At 64.9% G+C, this 17,071-nt stretch carries 19 protein-coding genes and 1 tRNA gene; 3 read left to right on the top strand and 17 right to left on the bottom strand.

Translation table 11 applies throughout. The annotated features are described in order from the left end of the window. Nucleotides 1-89: 89 nt before the first annotated feature. Nucleotides 90-716: a hypothetical protein gene (locus tag ACSSV4_RS05040; protein ID WP_454273902.1), complete on the top strand. Its 627-nt coding sequence runs from the start codon at nt 90-92 to the stop codon at nt 714-716. Nucleotides 717-736: 20 nt separating this feature from the next. On the opposite strand, the gene ACSSV4_RS05035 is transcribed toward ACSSV4_RS05040, so the two are convergent. From ACSSV4_RS05035 to ACSSV4_RS04975, 13 genes are all read right to left on the bottom strand, one after another. Next, a complete protein-coding gene (locus ACSSV4_RS05035; RefSeq protein ID WP_454273901.1) occupies nt 737-3,028 on the bottom strand; it encodes a glycosyl hydrolase family 28-related protein in 2,292 nt (763 codons plus the stop codon). Between the two features lie 103 nt (nt 3,029-3,131). Then, nucleotides 3,132-3,533, bottom strand: coding sequence for a DUF4864 domain-containing protein (locus tag ACSSV4_RS05030; RefSeq protein WP_454273900.1), 402 nt, complete (start codon nt 3,531-3,533; stop codon nt 3,132-3,134). A 38-nt stretch (nt 3,534-3,571) separates the two neighbouring features. Further along, a complete protein-coding gene (locus tag ACSSV4_RS05025) occupies nt 3,572-3,967 on the bottom strand; it encodes a c-type cytochrome (RefSeq protein WP_454273899.1) in 396 nt (131 codons plus the stop codon). 114 nt (nt 3,968-4,081) lie between these two features. After that, entirely contained in the window at nt 4,082-5,059 is a 978-nt protein-coding gene (locus ACSSV4_RS05020) for an Ldh family oxidoreductase (RefSeq protein ID WP_454273898.1), read from the bottom strand. 101 nt (nt 5,060-5,160) lie between these two features. Continuing rightward, on the bottom strand, nt 5,161-5,844 hold the full coding sequence (locus ACSSV4_RS05015; RefSeq protein WP_454273897.1) for an ABC transporter ATP-binding protein: 684 nt from the start codon (nt 5,842-5,844) through the stop codon (nt 5,161-5,163). Beyond that, a complete protein-coding gene (locus ACSSV4_RS05010; protein ID WP_454273896.1) occupies nt 5,837-7,126 on the bottom strand; it encodes a lipoprotein-releasing ABC transporter permease subunit in 1,290 nt (429 codons plus the stop codon). The genes ACSSV4_RS05015 and ACSSV4_RS05010 overlap by 8 nt, the downstream gene beginning before the upstream one ends. A 121-nt stretch (nt 7,127-7,247) precedes the next feature. Next, nucleotides 7,248-8,177, bottom strand: a complete 930-nt coding sequence (locus ACSSV4_RS05005) for an AEC family transporter (protein WP_454273895.1) — start codon at nt 8,175-8,177, stop codon at nt 7,248-7,250. A gap of 4 nt (nt 8,178-8,181) precedes the next feature. Further along, nucleotides 8,182-8,979, bottom strand: coding sequence for an MBL fold metallo-hydrolase (locus ACSSV4_RS05000; RefSeq protein WP_454273894.1), 798 nt, complete (start codon nt 8,977-8,979; stop codon nt 8,182-8,184). Next, nucleotides 8,979-9,770 (bottom strand): TatD family hydrolase, encoded by a 792-nt coding sequence (locus ACSSV4_RS04995; protein WP_454273893.1) that lies wholly within the window; start codon nt 9,768-9,770, stop codon nt 8,979-8,981. The genes ACSSV4_RS05000 and ACSSV4_RS04995 overlap by 1 nt, the downstream gene beginning before the upstream one ends. 20 nt (nt 9,771-9,790) lie before the next feature. Beyond that, complete coding sequence (locus tag ACSSV4_RS04990) at nt 9,791-10,912, bottom strand: DNA polymerase III subunit delta' (RefSeq protein ID WP_454273892.1); 1,122 nt, start codon at nt 10,910-10,912, stop codon at nt 9,791-9,793. Beyond that, complete coding sequence (tmk, locus tag ACSSV4_RS04985) at nt 10,909-11,535, bottom strand: dTMP kinase (protein ID WP_454273891.1); 627 nt, start codon at nt 11,533-11,535, stop codon at nt 10,909-10,911. The genes ACSSV4_RS04990 and tmk overlap by 4 nt, the downstream gene beginning before the upstream one ends. Beyond that, nucleotides 11,532-12,695, bottom strand: a complete 1,164-nt coding sequence (locus ACSSV4_RS04980) for a D-alanyl-D-alanine carboxypeptidase family protein (RefSeq protein ID WP_454273890.1) — start codon at nt 12,693-12,695, stop codon at nt 11,532-11,534. Before ACSSV4_RS04980 ends, tmk begins: the two co-directional genes overlap by 4 nt. A 15-nt stretch (nt 12,696-12,710) precedes the next feature. Beyond that, entirely contained in the window at nt 12,711-13,628 is a 918-nt protein-coding gene (locus ACSSV4_RS04975) for an SPOR domain-containing protein (protein ID WP_454273889.1), read from the bottom strand. 251 nt (nt 13,629-13,879) lie between these two features. Between ACSSV4_RS04975 and ACSSV4_RS04970 the strand changes: the two genes are divergently transcribed. Next, nucleotides 13,880-13,967: transfer RNA gene (locus ACSSV4_RS04970), tRNA-Ser, on the top strand. An 826-nt stretch (nt 13,968-14,793) separates the two neighbouring features. On the opposite strand, the gene ACSSV4_RS04965 is transcribed toward ACSSV4_RS04970, so the two are convergent. The 4 genes from ACSSV4_RS04965 to ACSSV4_RS04950 all read right to left on the bottom strand — a co-directional run bounded on the left by ACSSV4_RS04965 (nt 14,794) and on the right by ACSSV4_RS04950 (nt 16,586). Then, complete coding sequence (locus ACSSV4_RS04965) at nt 14,794-14,979, bottom strand: hypothetical protein (RefSeq protein ID WP_454273888.1); 186 nt, start codon at nt 14,977-14,979, stop codon at nt 14,794-14,796. Continuing rightward, nucleotides 14,976-15,386, bottom strand: coding sequence for a hypothetical protein (locus ACSSV4_RS04960; protein WP_454273887.1), 411 nt, complete (start codon nt 15,384-15,386; stop codon nt 14,976-14,978). The genes ACSSV4_RS04965 and ACSSV4_RS04960 overlap by 4 nt, the downstream gene beginning before the upstream one ends. Continuing rightward, nucleotides 15,386-15,673: a hypothetical protein gene (locus ACSSV4_RS04955; RefSeq protein ID WP_454273886.1), complete on the bottom strand. Its 288-nt coding sequence runs from the start codon at nt 15,671-15,673 to the stop codon at nt 15,386-15,388. Before ACSSV4_RS04955 ends, ACSSV4_RS04960 begins: the two co-directional genes overlap by 1 nt. Before the next feature lie 202 nt (nt 15,674-15,875). Next, complete coding sequence (locus tag ACSSV4_RS04950) at nt 15,876-16,586, bottom strand: hypothetical protein (RefSeq protein WP_454273885.1); 711 nt, start codon at nt 16,584-16,586, stop codon at nt 15,876-15,878. A 217-nt stretch (nt 16,587-16,803) separates the two neighbouring features. On the opposite strand from ACSSV4_RS04950, the gene ACSSV4_RS04945 reads away from it, so the two are divergent. Beyond that, nucleotides 16,804-16,938 carry a hypothetical protein gene (locus ACSSV4_RS04945; RefSeq protein WP_454273884.1) on the top strand — a complete coding sequence of 45 codons (135 nt, stop codon included), beginning with the start codon at nt 16,804-16,806 and terminating at the stop codon, nt 16,936-16,938. The last annotated feature ends 133 nt before the right edge of the window (nt 16,939-17,071 follow it).

Below are 17,071 nucleotides of genomic sequence, written 5' to 3'. Positions count from 1 at the left end.
TCCCCACCTTAACCCTCGCTTTACCCTTTCCCTCGAAGGTTAACGCAGAGGTAACCATGTCAAGATGCCTGTTGCTCTCCCTTCTGCTCATGCCGTGGCTCGCCGCTCCGGCACTGCCCGGCGCGTGGCCGCGCGCGAAGGGCACGGCTTTCGTCGCGACCTCCGCCCAGATCGAGGGGCCGGACGAACACGGGTTCTACCGGCAAAATGCCAGCCTTTTCGCAGAGTACGGCCTGACCGAACGGCTCACGCTCGGGATAGATGTGGGCGGCGACGCGGTGCGCATGAGCAAGGCCATAGGCTTTCTGCGCTGGCCCGTGGGCCCTGCCGATCGCGCGCTCAAGCTGGCCGTGGAATTCGGGGCGGGACAGGTCGAGGGCGAGACAGCGCTGCGCCCCGGCCTGAATATCGGTCGGGGCATCAAGCTATGGGAGCGCTATGGCTGGCTCGCCGTCGACAGCCGCACGGTGCTCTTCGAGGGCGGCGGCATATCCCTGGAGGGCGAGGCGACCTTCGGTCTCTCAGTGACAGCGCGCAGCAAGGTGATGCTGCAGCTTCAGGCCGGCGCGCCCGATGAGGGCCGCGATTACACGCGCTTCGCCCCGTCCTTTGTCTATCAAATCCGGCCCGGAGCCCATATCGAGGCCGGGCTGGTTGAGCCGCTCACAGGTGCCGGCCTTCGCGGCTTCAAGCTCGGGCTCTGGCGCAATTTCTGAGCGCGCCAGTGATGGCCGCATCAGACCGCGTCGTCGATCCGCAGACGCAGCACCACCTTGCCCGAAACCGGGCCCGGCCAGCGCAGGTTGATGCGGTCATTCTCGGGCCCCTGCCGGGTTTCGACATAAGCTGTCACATAGCTCACATCGCCGCCGGGATCGCGCAGCGGCCCCTCCGGCAGGATTGACTCGACAGTCTGCGCCCATGCCCCGAACGGCAGGCGCGGGGCTGGCTCGACCACCCAGGTTTCGCTCGCGCTGGTCTGTGTGTGCGCCATGACAAGCGGGCTCGCGGCCTGAATGGTGATGTTGTGAAAGCTGTTCTCGGCAAAGGTGATGCCCCGCACCCGGTCGAAATCCAGATCGGCAAAGCTGGTATCCACCGTCTCCACGCGGTCGAGCGTGCCGATGGCGCGAAAGGTATTGCCGGTCACGGTCATGCCATCGAGGAAATGGCCCGGCCCGTGCGGCTTGACCGTGATAAAGGTGAACCACGGGGCCATGTCGCTGGCCAGAAAGACATTGCCGGTTACGCTGAGCGCGCTGAACGAGAACTCGCTGGCGAATTCAGGCGCGGCGTCATGCTCGTTCGCCCATTCGATGAAGCAGTTGTCGATATAGTTACCGTTGATCGTGCCGCGATTGTTGGTGCGCGTGATCACGAAACCCGCGCTGCGTATGCCGTTCGACGCCGAATCCCCCTGGAACACGTGATTGCCGGAAATCAGCGAACTCGATCCGGCCATGACCGCGAAATGCCGGAAGAACGTGGCGCGGTTGTCGCGGATCTTGAGGTCATTGGCATTGGCATTGAACCCGATGCTGGCGCGCTCCGTCACCAGAAGCGGGCTCTCGTTCGAGAGAAACTGGCAGCGGTCGATCATCATGCCCTGATCGCCCTCGCCATGGCTGGTGATGCCGCGATCCTTGGGTCGGGTGATGAAACAGTCGCGAAAATGGTTGGCCGAACCCGAAGGCGGCAGCAACACGGCGCTGCATTCTCCCGAGCACTGGAAATCCACCTCCGAAAATACCATGCGCGACACGTCCTGAAAGCCGCTGAAATCGAGCATGTACTTGAACCGGCGGAAGGTGAACACCTGCGTGCCTGCCGAATCGAAAAGCGGCTGGCTGAGCGTCAACCGCCCGGCGGCGATGTTACGCGAGGTGACATAGACCTCGCGGCCCACGCCATTGCCCTCCACCAGCGAGCCCACCGCGATATTCGCCACATTCGCGACATTCGACAGGCGTTTGTCGTCGCTCTCGGGATCGTAGCTCGCCTGCGATGTGACGGTATCGGTCTCCCATGCCGGTGTCGGAAAAACCGAGAACTGCCCGTTCTGGATCACGTGCCGCTGATTATAGGTGCTGCGATTGCCCACGGCGGCGGCCATATCGACCGGTTCGCGCAGGGCAATCTTGCGGCCCGCCATATCCAGCGTCACATGCCCCGCATTGTTCAAGAGCGCCTGATAGGCCTTCTTGAAGGCCAATTCGCTGTCGCCGAACGCGTCAATATAGGCGGGCAGATCGTAATTCTTGGTCAGCGACAGGATCGCATCCTCCGGCATCGCCAGCGACCCCTCGAACCGGATGCGGCTCTGGATCGTGGTGCTTGAGCCGAGGAAATACGTCCCCGCAGGCACGATGATCTCGCGCCCGCCCGCCGCCGTGTCGGCGGCCTCAAAAGCGGCGTGATCGTCGGTCACCCCGTCACCGATGGCGCCGTGATCGCGCACATCGACCCTGGCGATCACATCGCGCAGGAAGAACCGGCTCACATCCTCGATCTCGATATCGTCAATCCGCACGACACCGCCCGACGGACCCGTCAGGTCGATCCCGAAATGCCCGAACACCGCCTGCGGCCCCCAGACCATATCGACCCCCGGGCGCTGGCCGATCCCGACGATGGCACGCACCTCGACCACCTCGCCATAGGTGGTGAGCGTGACCTGCGCGGCCTCGACCGTCACACCGGCAAGCGCCGCGCCACTGGTATCCCCGGCAAATGCGGCAATCCGCACGTTGGGCAGGTTGCCCGCGATGGCCTTGACCCGCGCGCGCACCTGAAGATAGCAACCCGGCAGTATCGGCGTCTCGCCCATGAAGCGCAGGCGCTGCACGGCCTCGATCTTCTGCACTTCCAGCGCGCCGCCGAAATCCTGATCGGCCGGCACAAAGGCCGCGTTGGCCGCATTTTCATAGGTGTCCGAGCCGGGCCGCCCGTCGCCGCGCGACCACTGATCGAGCCCCGCCACGAAGGGCCGGGGCATGAGAACGATGCCTTGGGTGATTGCCTTGTTCATGGATATCCCTTTCTCTCTCCCGCGCCGCGCGTGATGGGAAGAGGAGATAGCCACAAGGCGTTAACCGGATGTCAGGGCACCGTCACGGTGCCGCTTGGATGGCTCAGGCCGCGACCTCGGGGGCCGCGCGCACCTGCACGCCGTTGATTTTCCAGCCGCCGTCCAGCTCGACCATCTCGTAATCGACGATCCAGGCCTTGCCGGAAGGGCCGCGCAACATCACGCTCTGCCACAGCTTGCCGGCGATCACCTCGGCGTCGAGAAAGGTCACGTCCGACGGGCGCCAGACCATCGGATAGCCCTCGCGCACCATCGTGCCGAAGGTCTCCGGCGTGCCGAACTTGCGCTGAATGAACGGGCTGGCGAAACTGTAGGCGCGGTCCACGTCGTGGGCCAGAAACGCCTCGATCTGGGATGAAATGACCGCCCGCAGCGCCGCCTCGTCAGCGCGTGCAGCGCCACTTAGGCCTAGGGCGACGATCAGGGATAGAATGAAATACCGCATGGCAACACCTCCATACGGACCTGAGATAGACCGCCGCCCTAGCGTTGCAAGCTTTTCAGATAGGCGACCAGATCGGCCATTGGCGGGCTGACCTTCACCGTCTCGCCGCGCTCGGTGCGCAAGGCGACGCTGCGGGCCTCGAAGAAATCGCCATAGATCGGCATCTCGCTGCCATGCGCGACAATCGGATCGCGCCCTTCGATCCGCTCCACCACCCGGGCCAGCGGAAAATGCCCGCCATTGGCGCGCTGCAATGTGGTCAGATCGGTCGGGTCAATCGTCAGCACCATCTTCATCGGGCCATTGCCTTGGGCGGCCGGACCATGACAGGCGGCGCAGTAACGATCATAGACCGCCTTGCCACCCCGCACATCCTGCGCCTGCGCAACGCTCGCCAGAAGGGCACCCGTCAATAGCGACGTAACGGCTCTCATCGCGGCCTCCTCGCTGCCTTCCCCACGCCTCGCCCGCAACAGTGCCGTCCGCGATGATCGAAGTCAAACGGACGACGACCCGGCACGACACCGGTTGACAGAGTTGTCGCCGTATCACCCCGCGAGGTCGAGCACCTGTTGCCAAACCGGATCGGCCACCTCGACCGGATCAGCAGGCCGCTTGCCCTGCCCCGGCAGACGGGCCCCCTCGTCCTGTGTTGCCGCCTCGGCCACCTGCGCCAGCCGGTCGAAGAACGCACCCGAGACCGCCGGATCCATCAACAGGTAATATTGCCCCAGATCATGCGGCGGTCCCTCGGGGGCCTTGAGCGGCTTGACGTCGCGGCTCACCACCCCGCCCGTCATCCCCGCCGCCAGCAGTTCCGCCATCAGACCAAAGCCCCAGCCCTTGGGCCCGCCGATACTGACCAGCGAGCCGCCAAGCGCCGCCTCGGGGTCGGTGGTGGGGCGGCCTTTGGCATCCACCGCCCAGCCTTCGGGGATAGGCTCGCCCGCGGCCTTGGCCATGGTGATCTTGCCCAGCGCCACCACCGTCGTCGATTGGTCGAACTGCAGGGCAATGCCGCCCTGACCGTCCGGCACCGAAAAGGCGATCGGGTTGGTGCCGATGACCCGTGTCTTGCCACCCGGGGCCGCCACGATGGGCGAGGCATTGGTCATCCCCAGACCGATCAGGCCCCGGTCCGCGATCTGTTCGGTGAAATAGCCCAGAGAGGTGCAGGTATGCGCGTGCCCCACACCAAGGCTCGCCACCCCGCAGGCCCGCGCCGCCTGTGCCGCCCGGTCGATGCCGCGCGCAAAAGCGGGCTGCGCGAAGCCGAACTTCGCATCGACCGTCACCGCGCCCGGTCGCGGCTGCTTCACCTCGGGCTCCACATCGCCCTTGACGCGCCCGGTCTGCAATTGCTGACAATAGCTTTCGAGATAGTAGAGTCCGCAGATCCGGTTGCCGACGCTTTCGGCCTTGCGCACCGCGCGCGCCACTTCCGCGGCGATCCACGGTCGCGCACCATGCCGGATCAGCGCCGCGCGCGTCTTTGCCTCGATATCGTTCAGGGAAATATGCACCACGCCGCTCTCCGATCATTTGAACGATAGCTATGGTGGTGCCGCGATCACAGGTCAATTCAGACCTTCTGAACGCAGCTTCAGTTTTTGCGAAACGCAAGGATTCAGCCCGCCACGATCCGCCCCTGATCAAGCTTGACAATCCGGTCCATCCGCGCCGCCAGATCAAGGTTATGCGTGGCAATCAGCGCCGAAAGGCCGGTCCCTCGCACCAACCCGGTCAGCGCCCCGAACACCTGATCCGAGGTGCCGGGATCAAGATTGCCGGTCGGCTCGTCGGCCAGCAGAACGCGCGGGCTGTTCGCGAGCGCCCGGCAGAACGCCACGCGCTGCTGCTCGCCCCCCGACATCGCCGAGGGGCGGTGCCCGGCGCGCGCGCCAACGCCCACCTGCTCCAGCAGCTCTTGCGCCCGCGCCTGCGCCGCCTTGCGCGCCACGCCATTGGCCAGTTGCGGCAGAACGATGTTTTCCAGCGCGCTGAACTCGGGCAGCAGATGGTGGAACTGATAGACAAAGCCAACCTCCTGCCGCCGCATTGCCGTGCGCCGCCGGTCGCTCAGCCCGCTCATGTCCTCGCCGCCGATCTCGACCCGGCCCGTATCCGCCACATCCAAGAGCCCCGCGATATGCAAGAGCGTCGACTTGCCCGCCCCCGAGGGTGCCACAAGCGCCACCATCTCGCCCTTGGCCAGCGTCAGATCGGCCCCCGCCAGCACCTGCACCTCGCCGGTTTGCCCCTTGTTGTAGGTCTTCTCGATCCCCGTCAGCCGCAGCATCGCCTCACTCATAGCGCAGCGCCTCCACCGGGTTCATCCGCGCTGCCCGCCGCGCCGGAAAGATCGTCACCACGAACGACAGCCCCAGCGACAGCATCACCGCTGAGAGCACGTCGCCGACCTGCAATTGCGCCGGCAGGTGATAGATGCCGCGAATCGACGGATCCCAGACCTGCCCGCCCATCAGCACGTTCACGAAACTGAAAATCGGGTCAATATAGATCGCGAAGAGACAGCCGAGGATCACCCCCGCCGCCGTGCCGATGAGGCCGGTGAACGCGCCGCAGATGAAGAAGATGCGCAGCACCGAGCCCTCGCTCAGCCCCATGGTGCGCAAAATGCCGATATCGCGCCCCTTGTTCTTGACCAGCATGATCAACCCGGAGGTGATGTTCATCGCCGCGATCAGCACGAGGATCGAGAGGATCACGAACATCACGTTATCCTCAACCTCCAGCGCGCGCAGGAACGACCCGCTGGAATCCTGCCATGTCCAGATCTGCGCGCGCTCGCCTGCCGCGCGCAAGAGCGACAGGGTCATGTCATCGACGTTTTCGGGGGCCTCGACCATGACCTCCAGTTCATCCGCGCGCCCGTCGCGGTTGAAGAAGGATTGTGCCTCGGCAAAGGGCAGATAGACCCGCACCCGGTCGATGTCATAGCGCCCAGCGGTGAAGATGTAGACCACCTCATAGGCATTGATGCGCGGGCTTGTGCCGAGCGGCGTCTTGACCCCGTTGGGCGAGATCAGCTTGATCCGCTCGCCCACCGTCACGCCCAGTTCCTGCGCCACCCCCGAGCCGATGGCGATGCCCTCGTCAAACCGCGTGATATCGCCATAGGACGTCTCGGGATCGGCGACACGCGGGATTGTGCGCAGATCCTCGGGCTTGATGCCAAAGACCTGCACGCCGGCATTACGGTCGCGCGCATTGGCCATCACCTGACCCTTGACCAGCGGGGCCACGCGGGTCACGCCCGGCACCTCGCGCACCCGGTCGGCCATCGCCTCATATTCCGCGATGGTCCGGTCGATGCGACCCGATTGTTCGTCCATCGTGCCCGCATTGTAGATCGTCACATGCGCGTTGGCCCCAAGGATGGTATCGACGAATTCCGCCCGAAAGCCGGAGCGCACAGCGAGTGTCGCAATCAGCGCGAATACGGCCAGCGTGACACCGATAAGGCTGATCCACGTCATCACGCTCACACCGCCCTCGGCGCGTTTGGCGCGCAGATAGCGCCAGGCGATCATCCACTCGAAAGCGGCAAAGGGGGCGGGCGATCTGGCCATTCCAGCTCCTTGGGTCAATTCGCGCGGACATTGCGGTCTTGGGTCGGGGGCGTCAAGGTCGCGCGACGCGTGTCGCCGGTGGCGTCCGCGCGAAACCGCTCAACATCCAGCCCTGCCCCGGTCACGGCAGCACCTGCAGCCAGAGCCACGCCGTCATCACCGTCAGCGCCGTCGAGATCAGCACGCTCGACGCCGCCACCCGTTTGGCATGGCCGTAGATATTGGCGAAGACATAGGCGTTGACGCCGGGCGCCATCGCCGCCGTCACCACGGCAGACCGCACGCCCTCGTCAGGCAGGCCCAATCCGACGCCCAGCCCCAGCGTGATTGCCGGATGCACGACCAGCGAGATCAGGCACACATAAAGGATTACCCGAAGATCCCCCTCGGGCCGATACTGCACCAACACACCGCCCAGACCGAAAAGCGCCGCCGGCAAGGCCGCACGCACCATCAGGTCGAGCCCGTCCTGCACCGGACCGGGCAGAGCCATCCCCGTGAGGTTTACAAAGAACCCCGCCGCAACCCCCATGATCAGGGTGTTCGAAAACATCGCCTTGAACACCTTGAGCACCACCTTCGGCCCCGCAACCCCGCGCGCCTTGACAACCTCCATGACGGTGATGCCCACCCCGTAGCAAAACGGCGAATGCACCGCGATGATGGCAAAATTCGCCGCCAGTGCATCCCGCCCATACGCGCGCTCCATGATGGGAAGGCCCAGAAGCAACGAGTTGGAGAACAGGCAGCAAAATCCGATGGCGACCGCGTCTTCCCATGACCGGCCAAAGATCAGTCTCGCACCTAAGAGTCCCAGACCAAAGCCCGAGAGCGCGCCAAGATAAAAGCTCGACAAAAGCCGCAGGTCAAAACTCTGCCCGAGATCGAGCCGTGAAATCGCCGTGAACAACAGGCAGGGAATGGCGAATTTCTGGGTGAAGGTCATCAACCCGTCGACGCCCGTCTGGCTGAACCAGCCGCGCCAGACCGCGAGATAGCCAAAGCCGATCACCAGAAAGACAGGCAGGATGACCTCGATCAGCGCCTGCATCGGCTCAGACCGCGTAACGCAGGATCATCCCATCATAGGCCGGGGTGATATGCGCGGGCGTCTCGTCTGCGACGGTCTGGTAATCGAGGTCGATATGCATGTTGGTCAACACCGCCCGCCGCGGGGCCGCCCGCACGATCCACTCGAGCGCCAGATCGAGATGCGCATGGGTGGGGTGCGGCGTGCGCCGCAACGCATCGAGCACCCAGCAATCGAGACCGACAAGCATGGGCCAGACATCTTCGGGGATCTCGGCCACATCCGGAAGATAGGCCAGATCCCCTACCCGGAAGCCAAGCGCGTCGATCGCGCCGTGCCCGACCTGAAACGGGATCAGAGGAATAGCGCCCCCTGCCCCCACTATCTCGAACGGTCCGTCAATCGTGTGCATGTCAAGGATCGGCGGATAGGGGCTGTCCTCGGGCTGGGTAAAGGCATAGCCGAAGCGCGCATAGAGCGCGTTCTGCGTGTCGCCATCGGCATAGACCGGCAGCCGCGCGCGCATGTTGAAGACGATCATCCGCAGATCGTCGATGCCATGCACGTGATCGGCATGGGCATGGGTATAGACCACCGCGTCAAGCGCGCCGATGCCCGCATCCAGAAGCTGCGCGCGCAGGTCGGGCGAGGTGTCGATCAGCACCCGCGTCACGCCCGCTTCCGTCTCACGCTCGATCAGCATGGAACAGCGCCGCCTGGCGTTGCGCGGCTCGTTCGGGTCGCAGTCCCCCCAATGGCCGCCAAGGCGCGGCACACCGCCCGAGGAGCCGCAGCCGAGGATGGTAAAGCGCAACTCGCCCATCACAGCACCGCCTTGGAGAACAGCCGCTCGAAATTGGCCTCTGTCTGCGCTGCAAACTCTGCCCAGTCCATGCCGAACACCTCCGCCCCCTTCTGCGCTGTATGCACGGTATAGGCGGGCTCGTTACGCTTGCCGCGATAGGGCGGCGGGGCAAGATAGGGCGCGTCGGTCTCGACCAGGATGCGGTCCAGCGGGGCGGATGCGAAGATATCGCGCAGGGCTTGGCTTTTGGGAAAGGCCGCGATGCCCGACATCGACAGGTAAAACCCGAGATCGAGCGCCGCCTTCGCCAGATCGGGCCCCGAGGAAAAACAATGCATGACGCAAGAATACGCCCCGTTCCGATATTCCTCGGTCAGGATGCGCGCCATGTCGTCATCCGCATCCCGAGCATGAATGATCAGCGGCAGGCCGGTTTCCCGAGCCGCCGCGATATGGATGCGCAGGCTCTGTTGTTGCACCTCGGCGCTCTCGGCGGTGTAGTGGTAGTCAAGCCCGCTCTCGCCGATGCCGACGAATTTCGGATGCGCGGCGAGCGCCACCAACTCCTCCACCGACGCCATCGGCTCCGCGGCGGCGCTCATCGGATGCGTTCCGGCAGCGTAGAATACCTCCGGGTACGCTTCGGCAATGGCGCGCACCTGAGGTTCCTGCCGCAGCTTGGTGCAGATCGTCACCATACGTTGCACGCCCGCCTCCACTGCGCGGGCGATCACATCGTCACGCTCGCTGTCGAAGTCGGGAAAGTCGAGGTGGCAATGGCTGTCGGTGATGCGGATATCGGTGCTCATGCCTCTCCCTCGGCGGGCGCTCAGCCCTTCGCGGTTTGCTGAATTCTGAACACCGTATCTAGGACTAGGCTGGCAGGGTCAAGGTTGACCGCCCGGCCATGCCGCGCCCGCGCGCCGATCTCTTGCGCACAATCGGCCCAGGCCCTCGCGCGGTATGGGTCGGGGGCAAGACGCGACAGCAGCGCCGCCTCGCCCGGCGCGGCCTCGGCCCGTGGCGGATGGCCGGTGGCCCCGGTGCGCGCGAGGCGGATCATCAAGAGATCGGTCAATGAAAACAGCAGGTCACGCCGCTCTTCGGCGCCGCGCATCGCCGCCGCCTCGGCCAGCTTCAGCGCGCGCGCCCGGTCGAGACGCGGCAGGTTCTCCATCAGGCCCACAAGCTCCGCATAGGTCTTGAGCCCGCCGAGATTGAGCAGCCGCACCGCAGCACCCACCGACCCGCCCGACAGTTCCGCAAGCGCCACGGGGTCACCCTCAAGCGCGATGCCCGCCTGTTCAAGCGCGGTGGCCATGTCCTCGGGCCCGAGCGGAGCCAGCCGCAGCGTGCGACACCGCGACCGGATCGTCGGCAAAAGGCCCGAGGGCTGATGCGAAACAAGCAACAGAACCGTGCGCGCGGGCGGCTCCTCCAGCATCTTGAGGATCGCGTTGGCGGCCTGCATGTTCAATTCATCCGCCGCATCCACGATCACCACGCGCCGTCCGCCATCGGCCGAGGACAGCGCAAAGAAATTGCCCAGCTTGCGCACCTCGGTCACGCGGATCTCGGCAGCCAGCCGGTCGCCCTTGTCGTTGGGGCCACGCCGCAACAGGAACAGCCCCGGCTCCGACAGCGCCGCGATGCGCCTTGAAACCGGGTGCTCGGGATCGACATCGAGCGTTTCGGGCGGGGGCGGCGCGCCGAAAAGACCACCCTCTTGCGCGTCCTGATTGGCCAGCAGAAACCGCGCCAACCGCCAGGCGAATGTCGCCTTGCCCACCCCGCGCGGCCCGGTGATCAGCCAGCCGTGATGCAGCCGCCCACTGTTGAACGCGTCAAGAAATTCCGCCTCGGCGGCCCCCTGCCCGATCGGCCGCGCCGTCTCGCGCGGATGCGGCGCGCCTTCGACGCGATCGGGCTCTGGCAGAAACTCGTCACTCATGGCAGCCGCGCCTCGACCGCGCGGGCCACATCCCCGGCGACTGCCGCCACCTCGCGCCCGCCGTCGATCACCACGAAGCGCCCGGCGAATTCCTCGGCCAGGGCCAGGAACCCGGCGCGCATCCGCGCCTGCAGGTCTTCGCCGAACGACTCGAACCGTTCCTCGCCGCCGCCCCGGGACAGGGCACGCCCAAGGCCCAGATCAGGGGCAATGTCGATCAGCACCGTCACATCCGGCTCGCGCCCGATCATCAACTCGTGCAACTGATCGACCAGCCCCCGCAGATCGGCGCGACCAAGCCCCTGATACATCCGCGTGCTGTCGGCGAAACGGTCGCAGATCACCACCTGTCCGGCGTCAATCGCAGGCAAGATCACCCGCTCCAGATGGTCACGCCGCGCGGCGGTAAAGAGCAAAAGTTCGGTCTCGGGCGACCAGCGGTCCTTGTCGCCCTCCAGCACGAGACGGCGAATTTCCTCGGCCCCGGCACTGCCGCCCGGCTCGCGGGTCAGCACCACGTCGCGGCCCTGCCCGCGCAGATGCTCGGCCAGCAGGCGCGCCTGCGTGGACTTGCCCGACCCGTCGATCCCCTCGAAACTGATGAACAGGCCCGGCCCGCTCAAAGCGTGCCCTCGGGACCTTCCCGCAATCGTTTCAGCAACAGGCCCGACACCGTGCGCAGCCGCGTCATGAACCCGCCCTGCGGCACGGCTTCGGCGGCCACCAGCGGCACCCGCGTCTCGGGCAGCCCCTCGGGTGTCAGTACCAGTTCGGCCAGACGGTCGCCTGCGGCCACCGGCGCACGTACCGGGCCGGTAAAGACCACCTGCGCCGCGACCTGATCGCCGCCCAGAACCGGCAGCAGAGTCTCGACATCCTCGGCGGGCGTCAAGCCAACGCTCTGCGCCTCGCCCATCCAGACCGGCGCACGCGCGACCTCCTCACCGGCCTTCACCACGGATTTCCGGGCAAACTGGCGAAAGGCCCAGTTGATGATCGCCTCGGATTCTCGGGCCCGCGCCTCGGCACTGTCCAGACCGGAAATCGCAAAGATCACCCGCCGATCGCCCTGCTTGGCCGACCCGGTCAGACCGAATCCCGCCTCCTGCGTGTGCCCGGTCTTGAGCCCGTCCGCCCCGATGCCCAGCCCCAAAAGCGGATTGCGGTTACTGATGTTGCTCGGCGCGCGTCCATCAAAACGGTACTCCCGCTCGGCGAACATCTCGTAGAATTCGGGGAAATCTTCAATGATGTGACGCGCCAGAAGCGCAAGATCACGCATGCTCATGACATGGCCTTCGGCGGGCCAGCCGCTGGCATTCTTGAAGACGGAGTTGGTCATGCCCATCGCTTGCGCGCGCTGCGTCATGAAGCGGGCAAACCCGGCCTCGGTGCCGTCGGGGCTCAGCGCCTCGGCGATCACCGCGCAGGCATCATTGCCCGACAGCACGATGATCCCGCGCAAGAGATCCTCGACCCGAACCCGGTCGGTGGTGTCGAGAAACATGGTCGAGCCGCCGTAGCTCATCGCATGCTGCGACACCGGCAGGCGCTCATCAAGGGACAGGCGTCCCTCACGCACCGCCTCGAAGGCTACGTAAAGCGTCATCAGTTTCGACATCGACGCCGGTGGCAGCGGCGTGTCGGCGTTCTTGTTGAGCAGAACGGTCCCGGTAGTGACATCCACGACATAGGCCGCGCGCGCGCTCGTCTCGAAGGCGGTGGCGGGCCATGCCAACACAAGGCCAAGAAGCGCGGCAGCAATCGGGCGGATCAGGTGCATTCGGTCCTCGTGCGGTCAGTTGGTGACGGGGTAGGCATCGGCAAAGCCGATTTCCTGTATCTTCTTCAAGAGGGTGCCGCGTTCGGACGTGCCGCTGGCCGGGCCAACGATGACCCGCCAGAAGGTCTTGCCCTGCGAGGATTGCTCCAACACGGTCGGCACCATGCCCGATTGTCGCATGGCCGTGGCGGTGTTCTGGGCATTCTCCTCCACGCTGAAAATGCCGACCTGGATGAATGGCTTGTCCAGCGACGTGGTCCGCGCGGCGGCGGGGCGCGGCTCGGCCTCCGTTTCGGGCGTTGGCTCGGCGGTCGGCGCGGGTGCCGCTTCCATCTCCGCAGCCTCGATGGCGGCGGCTGCCCCTGCCACGGGATCGAGCACGCTTTCCTCGATGTCCTGCGGTTCGGCCATCGGCTCTTCCGCAGCCTGCTCTTCAGGCTTGACATCCTGACCGTCAGGCTCGACCGGCACCTCTGCCTCCTCGCGCCGGAGCGCGGTCACGTTGAGTTGCGCGGGGGCCCCCGCGAGCATCTCCAGCGCGGCCGCGGCATCAGACGACACCTGCAAGGCCGGACCCGGGGTCTCGCGCTCGCGTCTGAACAGCGCACCGATCACGAAAGCCGAATTCGACATGTTGCGGATGATCACCCGTTCAGGCTCTTTCACATCGGGATGCGCGACCCAGACCCCGCCCAGCGACGGACGCCCGTCCCACAGGCCCATATCGGTGACCTGAAAGACATCCGGTGCCTCGACATCGCGTTCCACCAGCTTGACTGAATTGCCAGACCGCGCCTGTGGCGCACTGTCGGCGGTATCTGGCCGGAGCATGAAATTCCCGCTCTCGTCGCATCCCGCCAGAACTGCAAGACCAAGCCCCGCCAGCATCAAACGGCCCCACGGCGCCCGTTTGCCCCCAATTGTATATGTCATTATCTGCCCCTTGCCTCTCGGTCACGCCCATGCCGCACCTGCGCCGGTCTTCCGGTCGCGCCGCTCGTTACCCCGGCATGATCCCGCGCGCAGTCTAGCGCCTCACCTGCGACGTGAAAAGTGCGCAGGTGCGGCATGGGCGATTTTCCACGCGAAACAACATCTTTCAGAATCGAGCGCGGCACTGTAGGAGCATCCGGACCGGAGGAGTGGCAGAGTGGTCGATTGCACCGGTCTTGAAAACTTATTACGGAAGGGTGGCAGAGTGGTCGATTGCAGCGGTCTTGAAAACCGCCGATGTGCAAGCATCCGTGGGTTCGAATCCCACCCCTTCCGCCAAGTTTTTCAAGCACTTAGCTAGCGTCAGTTCCACCTCCCGCGCACCCGCTACAGGGCTGCTACATGGGTGCAAATCGCGGCAGCAAGGGTGCTTCCGCACGGGGCACTTGTAGCGCATTTGTAGCCCCCGCTCGTGCGTCCGTTGGATTTAGCGGGGAACTGAACGCTATGCCCCGTCGCGGGTGACAAGTCCGCGCGCTGCTACAGGGTCGCATCTCCTTAGTCCGTAGCAGCTTTCCTGTACCTCACCGGCGTCTGGTCCCTGCACCCCGTATCGCCATCACACAGGCGCAGGCGGGTCGTGTCCTCGGACCAGAATGGCTTGCCGCAGCACATGCAGTTCCGCCAGCCCACCTTCCTAACCACGCGGGGCGGGAAGTATTCCAAGTCCAGCACCGACTCGCGCCGTTTGCCACCGTCATAGGGCCACTGTTCCGGTTCTATGAACCCCAGCGAGTTACCCTTCGGGCGCGAGGGGCGCGCAGCCTCGGCTACAGCCGCGCTTGCCGCAGCCCTGCGGCCACCCCCTTGGCGTGCGCTGGTGCGCGGCTGTGCCAGCGGCTGCGGGCCGCGCTCGCGCCATGCGCGGAGCCAAGCCGGTTCCTCCACCGCTATGACCACAGGTCCCAGACGCGCTCCCGCGCCCACTTCTGAACCGAGGCGAGCACGATGGCCATGTCCCTACCGTCAAAGCGACCCGCCTCAACACCCGCGCGCATCTCCGACTCAAACTCTGGCGAAGCGAGGTGCATGAACACGGGCGACTCGCGCGTCCGCTCAAGTCGGCGCACCCGTTCGAGCAATGCACGCCGACCCGCCACTGTGGTCAGCCCTCGCCCTTGAGCACGCGGAGCGCTTCGCCCAAGCGTGCGGCGCGGTGCAGGTTGGCGTCAGCATGTGCCTGCCGCCCCTCTGCTTCCTCAATCCGGCGCTGGTGGATCAGCTTCAGGTCTGCGGGCGTGACCCCGTTCTTGCGGGGTCGGTTCTCATGGTCGAGGTGATCGTTCTTCATTGCGCTACCACCCCCAATTCCTTGACCAGCCGCATCGCGTCCGCGCGCACCTTGGCGTCGTCACTGTCGCGCAACACCTCAAGGCATGTGGTCACCACGAGCTGACGCATCTGCGCTTCTTCCTCGGGCGTCTGGTCCTGAAACATACCGTCAGGTGCTAACCCCATGCGCTGCGCCTCCGTCAGCGACAGGCACAGCACCTTGAGCGCGACGGGGTGGCGGTGCCGCAGCCGCCGTGCGAAGGCGTCAGCGATCCTCAACACTCGGTCGTATTCGTGGATTGGGTGGACAAGCACCCGCCTGCCAAACAACGTGGTGACGACGAGCACGTCACCGGGGCTTGGAGGCAGCGCCGTGACGCTGTTGCCCCCATTACCCCACAGGTCATGGTTGGATAGATGTGTCATCAGTTCACCGCCTTCGCTTCGAGTTGAATGATGCGGTCCTCCAAGTCGGCAACCGCTTGAATGCCCGCGACAGCGTTGAGGCACCCGATCAGGATGCGTCCCGTGTCGGGGTCCACGTTGCCGTCAGCGACCGCTTGCATGATTTGTCGCGCCTGCTCAGGCAGCGGTGCGTCGCTGCTCAGTTCAAACTGCACCTTCTCAGCCTGCGCCTTCTTGGGCGGCGAAATGCGCGCCAGCACCAGAGCAGCGGCCTGCATGTCACCTTCCAGCGCAGCGTCGATGACCACACGGGCAACAGCGGGTCCGTCATCGTTCAGCGCCTGCGCGATCTTGTCTCGCTTCGACAGCGCCCCCCTTGGGCCTGCCAGCGGGGTTCGGGGACGCCATCCCCTTCTCCCACTTCGCGGGCTTCGGTTCGTAGCCCTGCAACCATGTGGGCTGAGGTGATGCATCGGTCATGTGGTGCTCCGTGATCTAATCAAGGTCGTTTCAGCGGTCCTGCATGACGAACGCTTTTTGTGCCGCCGTCTTCGCTTCCCTCAAAGCCTTGGCCTTGTGCGGGGGCGCGCCCACCGCCTTCTCCAGTTCCTTGAACACCAGCCCGGATCGCTCCTCTATGAGCACCTTGGCAGCGGTCATGACCTTGAGACGCTTCGCTGTCGCGGGGTTGTGCCGCTCATGGTAGAAAGGGGTCAGCGTCTTCTGCATGTTCGCGTCGATGCCCGACAGGATGGCGGGCGCACCGAGCACGGCGGTTGCGACGATGTGGTCACCGTCGTCAATCGCCTGCTGGATCAGCTTCATGCGCTCGCCTGTGGGCAGACCCTTCACATGGGCACGCACCTCCGCTGCAATGGTGCCCGCCGCCTTGCTCTCCACTGGCTGCGTCAGTTCGCCCTCAAGGTGAGCGATGCCCTTCTCAAGGTTCGTCCGCACGCTGTCGAACCCCTTGGCGATGCGCGCAAACATCTTCTGCGCCAAGTCATCGGTCATGATGACCTGCGTGGCCTCGTTCCAGGTCGGGTTGGTCTTGGCCTGCTCACGCGCCGCGTGAACCTTGGCGATGCCCTGATACGCCTCATCAAAGGCGTGGAGCGCGGGTGCAAGCACCGCTTCGGTCTCGCTGTCGTACCCGTCAATCTGCTTCACGTTCTCCGGATGCAGCGCGGGCGTGACCTGTGTGTGGATTTCGGTGCTCATGGTGCTGATAACCCCTGATGCGGCTGGAAATGTGCTGCAACGCCACCTGTTTCACCCGTAGGTCAACAAGCGAAACATATTTCACATCAATGGGTTAGGTCTGTTCTGCGCGGCGTCCTGCATAGGTCTGCATATTTTGTGCGGGGCTTCGGTCCGAAAAGTCGTTGCCGGTCCCGGATGACTTGTCGTGTACCTGTGGTGTGAACCTGAACAAATCATGAACGGGAGCGACGGCATGGACGAGATGACCACACACACCCGCCGCGAGAACGCCCGTCGTGCCGGGGTAGCTGCGGGCGTGCCCGCTGACCGGATCAATGAGCTGCCCCCCGAAATTCGGACACTGACATAAGCTACGATTTGCAGTCTGCTGATCTTCGACGAGAAGGAGATCAGAGATGTCGAAACGCAAACAACACGCGCCAGAGTTCAAGGCGAAGGTCGCGCTGGAAGCCCTGAAGGGCGAGGAGACCGCCGCCGAGCTG

The sequence above is a fragment of the Roseovarius sp. MBR-154 genome (assembly GCF_053628595.1).
Note: the sequence above shows the minus strand (reverse complement) of the source record. Positions and strands in the feature narration are given on the sequence as shown.

Excerpts from the sequence above, each read along its gene's own strand:
- ACSSV4_RS05040 (WP_454273902.1), top strand. The coding sequence starts at position 90 with ATGCCGTGGCTCGCCGCTCCGGCACTGCCCGGCGCGTGGCCGCGCGCG.
- ACSSV4_RS05035 (WP_454273901.1), bottom strand. The coding sequence starts at position 3,028 with ATGAACAAGGCAATCACCCAAGGCATCGTTCTCATGCCCCGGCCCTTC.
- ACSSV4_RS05030 (WP_454273900.1), bottom strand. The coding sequence starts at position 3,533 with ATGCGGTATTTCATTCTATCCCTGATCGTCGCCCTAGGCCTAAGTGGC.
- ACSSV4_RS05025 (WP_454273899.1), bottom strand. The coding sequence starts at position 3,967 with ATGAGAGCCGTTACGTCGCTATTGACGGGTGCCCTTCTGGCGAGCGTT.
- ACSSV4_RS05015 (WP_454273897.1), bottom strand. The coding sequence starts at position 5,844 with ATGAGTGAGGCGATGCTGCGGCTGACGGGGATCGAGAAGACCTACAAC.
- ACSSV4_RS05010 (WP_454273896.1), bottom strand. The coding sequence starts at position 7,126 with ATGGCCAGATCGCCCGCCCCCTTTGCCGCTTTCGAGTGGATGATCGCC.
- ACSSV4_RS05005 (WP_454273895.1), bottom strand. The coding sequence starts at position 8,177 with ATGCAGGCGCTGATCGAGGTCATCCTGCCTGTCTTTCTGGTGATCGGC.
- ACSSV4_RS05000 (WP_454273894.1), bottom strand. The coding sequence starts at position 8,979 with ATGGGCGAGTTGCGCTTTACCATCCTCGGCTGCGGCTCCTCGGGCGGT.
- ACSSV4_RS04995 (WP_454273893.1), bottom strand. The coding sequence starts at position 9,770 with ATGAGCACCGATATCCGCATCACCGACAGCCATTGCCACCTCGACTTT.
- ACSSV4_RS04990 (WP_454273892.1), bottom strand. The coding sequence starts at position 10,912 with ATGAGTGACGAGTTTCTGCCAGAGCCCGATCGCGTCGAAGGCGCGCCG.
- ACSSV4_RS04980 (WP_454273890.1), bottom strand. The coding sequence starts at position 12,695 with ATGCACCTGATCCGCCCGATTGCTGCCGCGCTTCTTGGCCTTGTGTTG.
- ACSSV4_RS04975 (WP_454273889.1), bottom strand. The coding sequence starts at position 13,628 with ATGACATATACAATTGGGGGCAAACGGGCGCCGTGGGGCCGTTTGATG.
- ACSSV4_RS04965 (WP_454273888.1), bottom strand. The coding sequence starts at position 14,979 with ATGAAGAACGATCACCTCGACCATGAGAACCGACCCCGCAAGAACGGG.
- ACSSV4_RS04960 (WP_454273887.1), bottom strand. The coding sequence starts at position 15,386 with ATGACACATCTATCCAACCATGACCTGTGGGGTAATGGGGGCAACAGC.
- ACSSV4_RS04950 (WP_454273885.1), bottom strand. The coding sequence starts at position 16,586 with ATGAGCACCGAAATCCACACACAGGTCACGCCCGCGCTGCATCCGGAG.
- ACSSV4_RS04945 (WP_454273884.1), top strand. The coding sequence starts at position 16,804 with ATGAACGGGAGCGACGGCATGGACGAGATGACCACACACACCCGCCGC.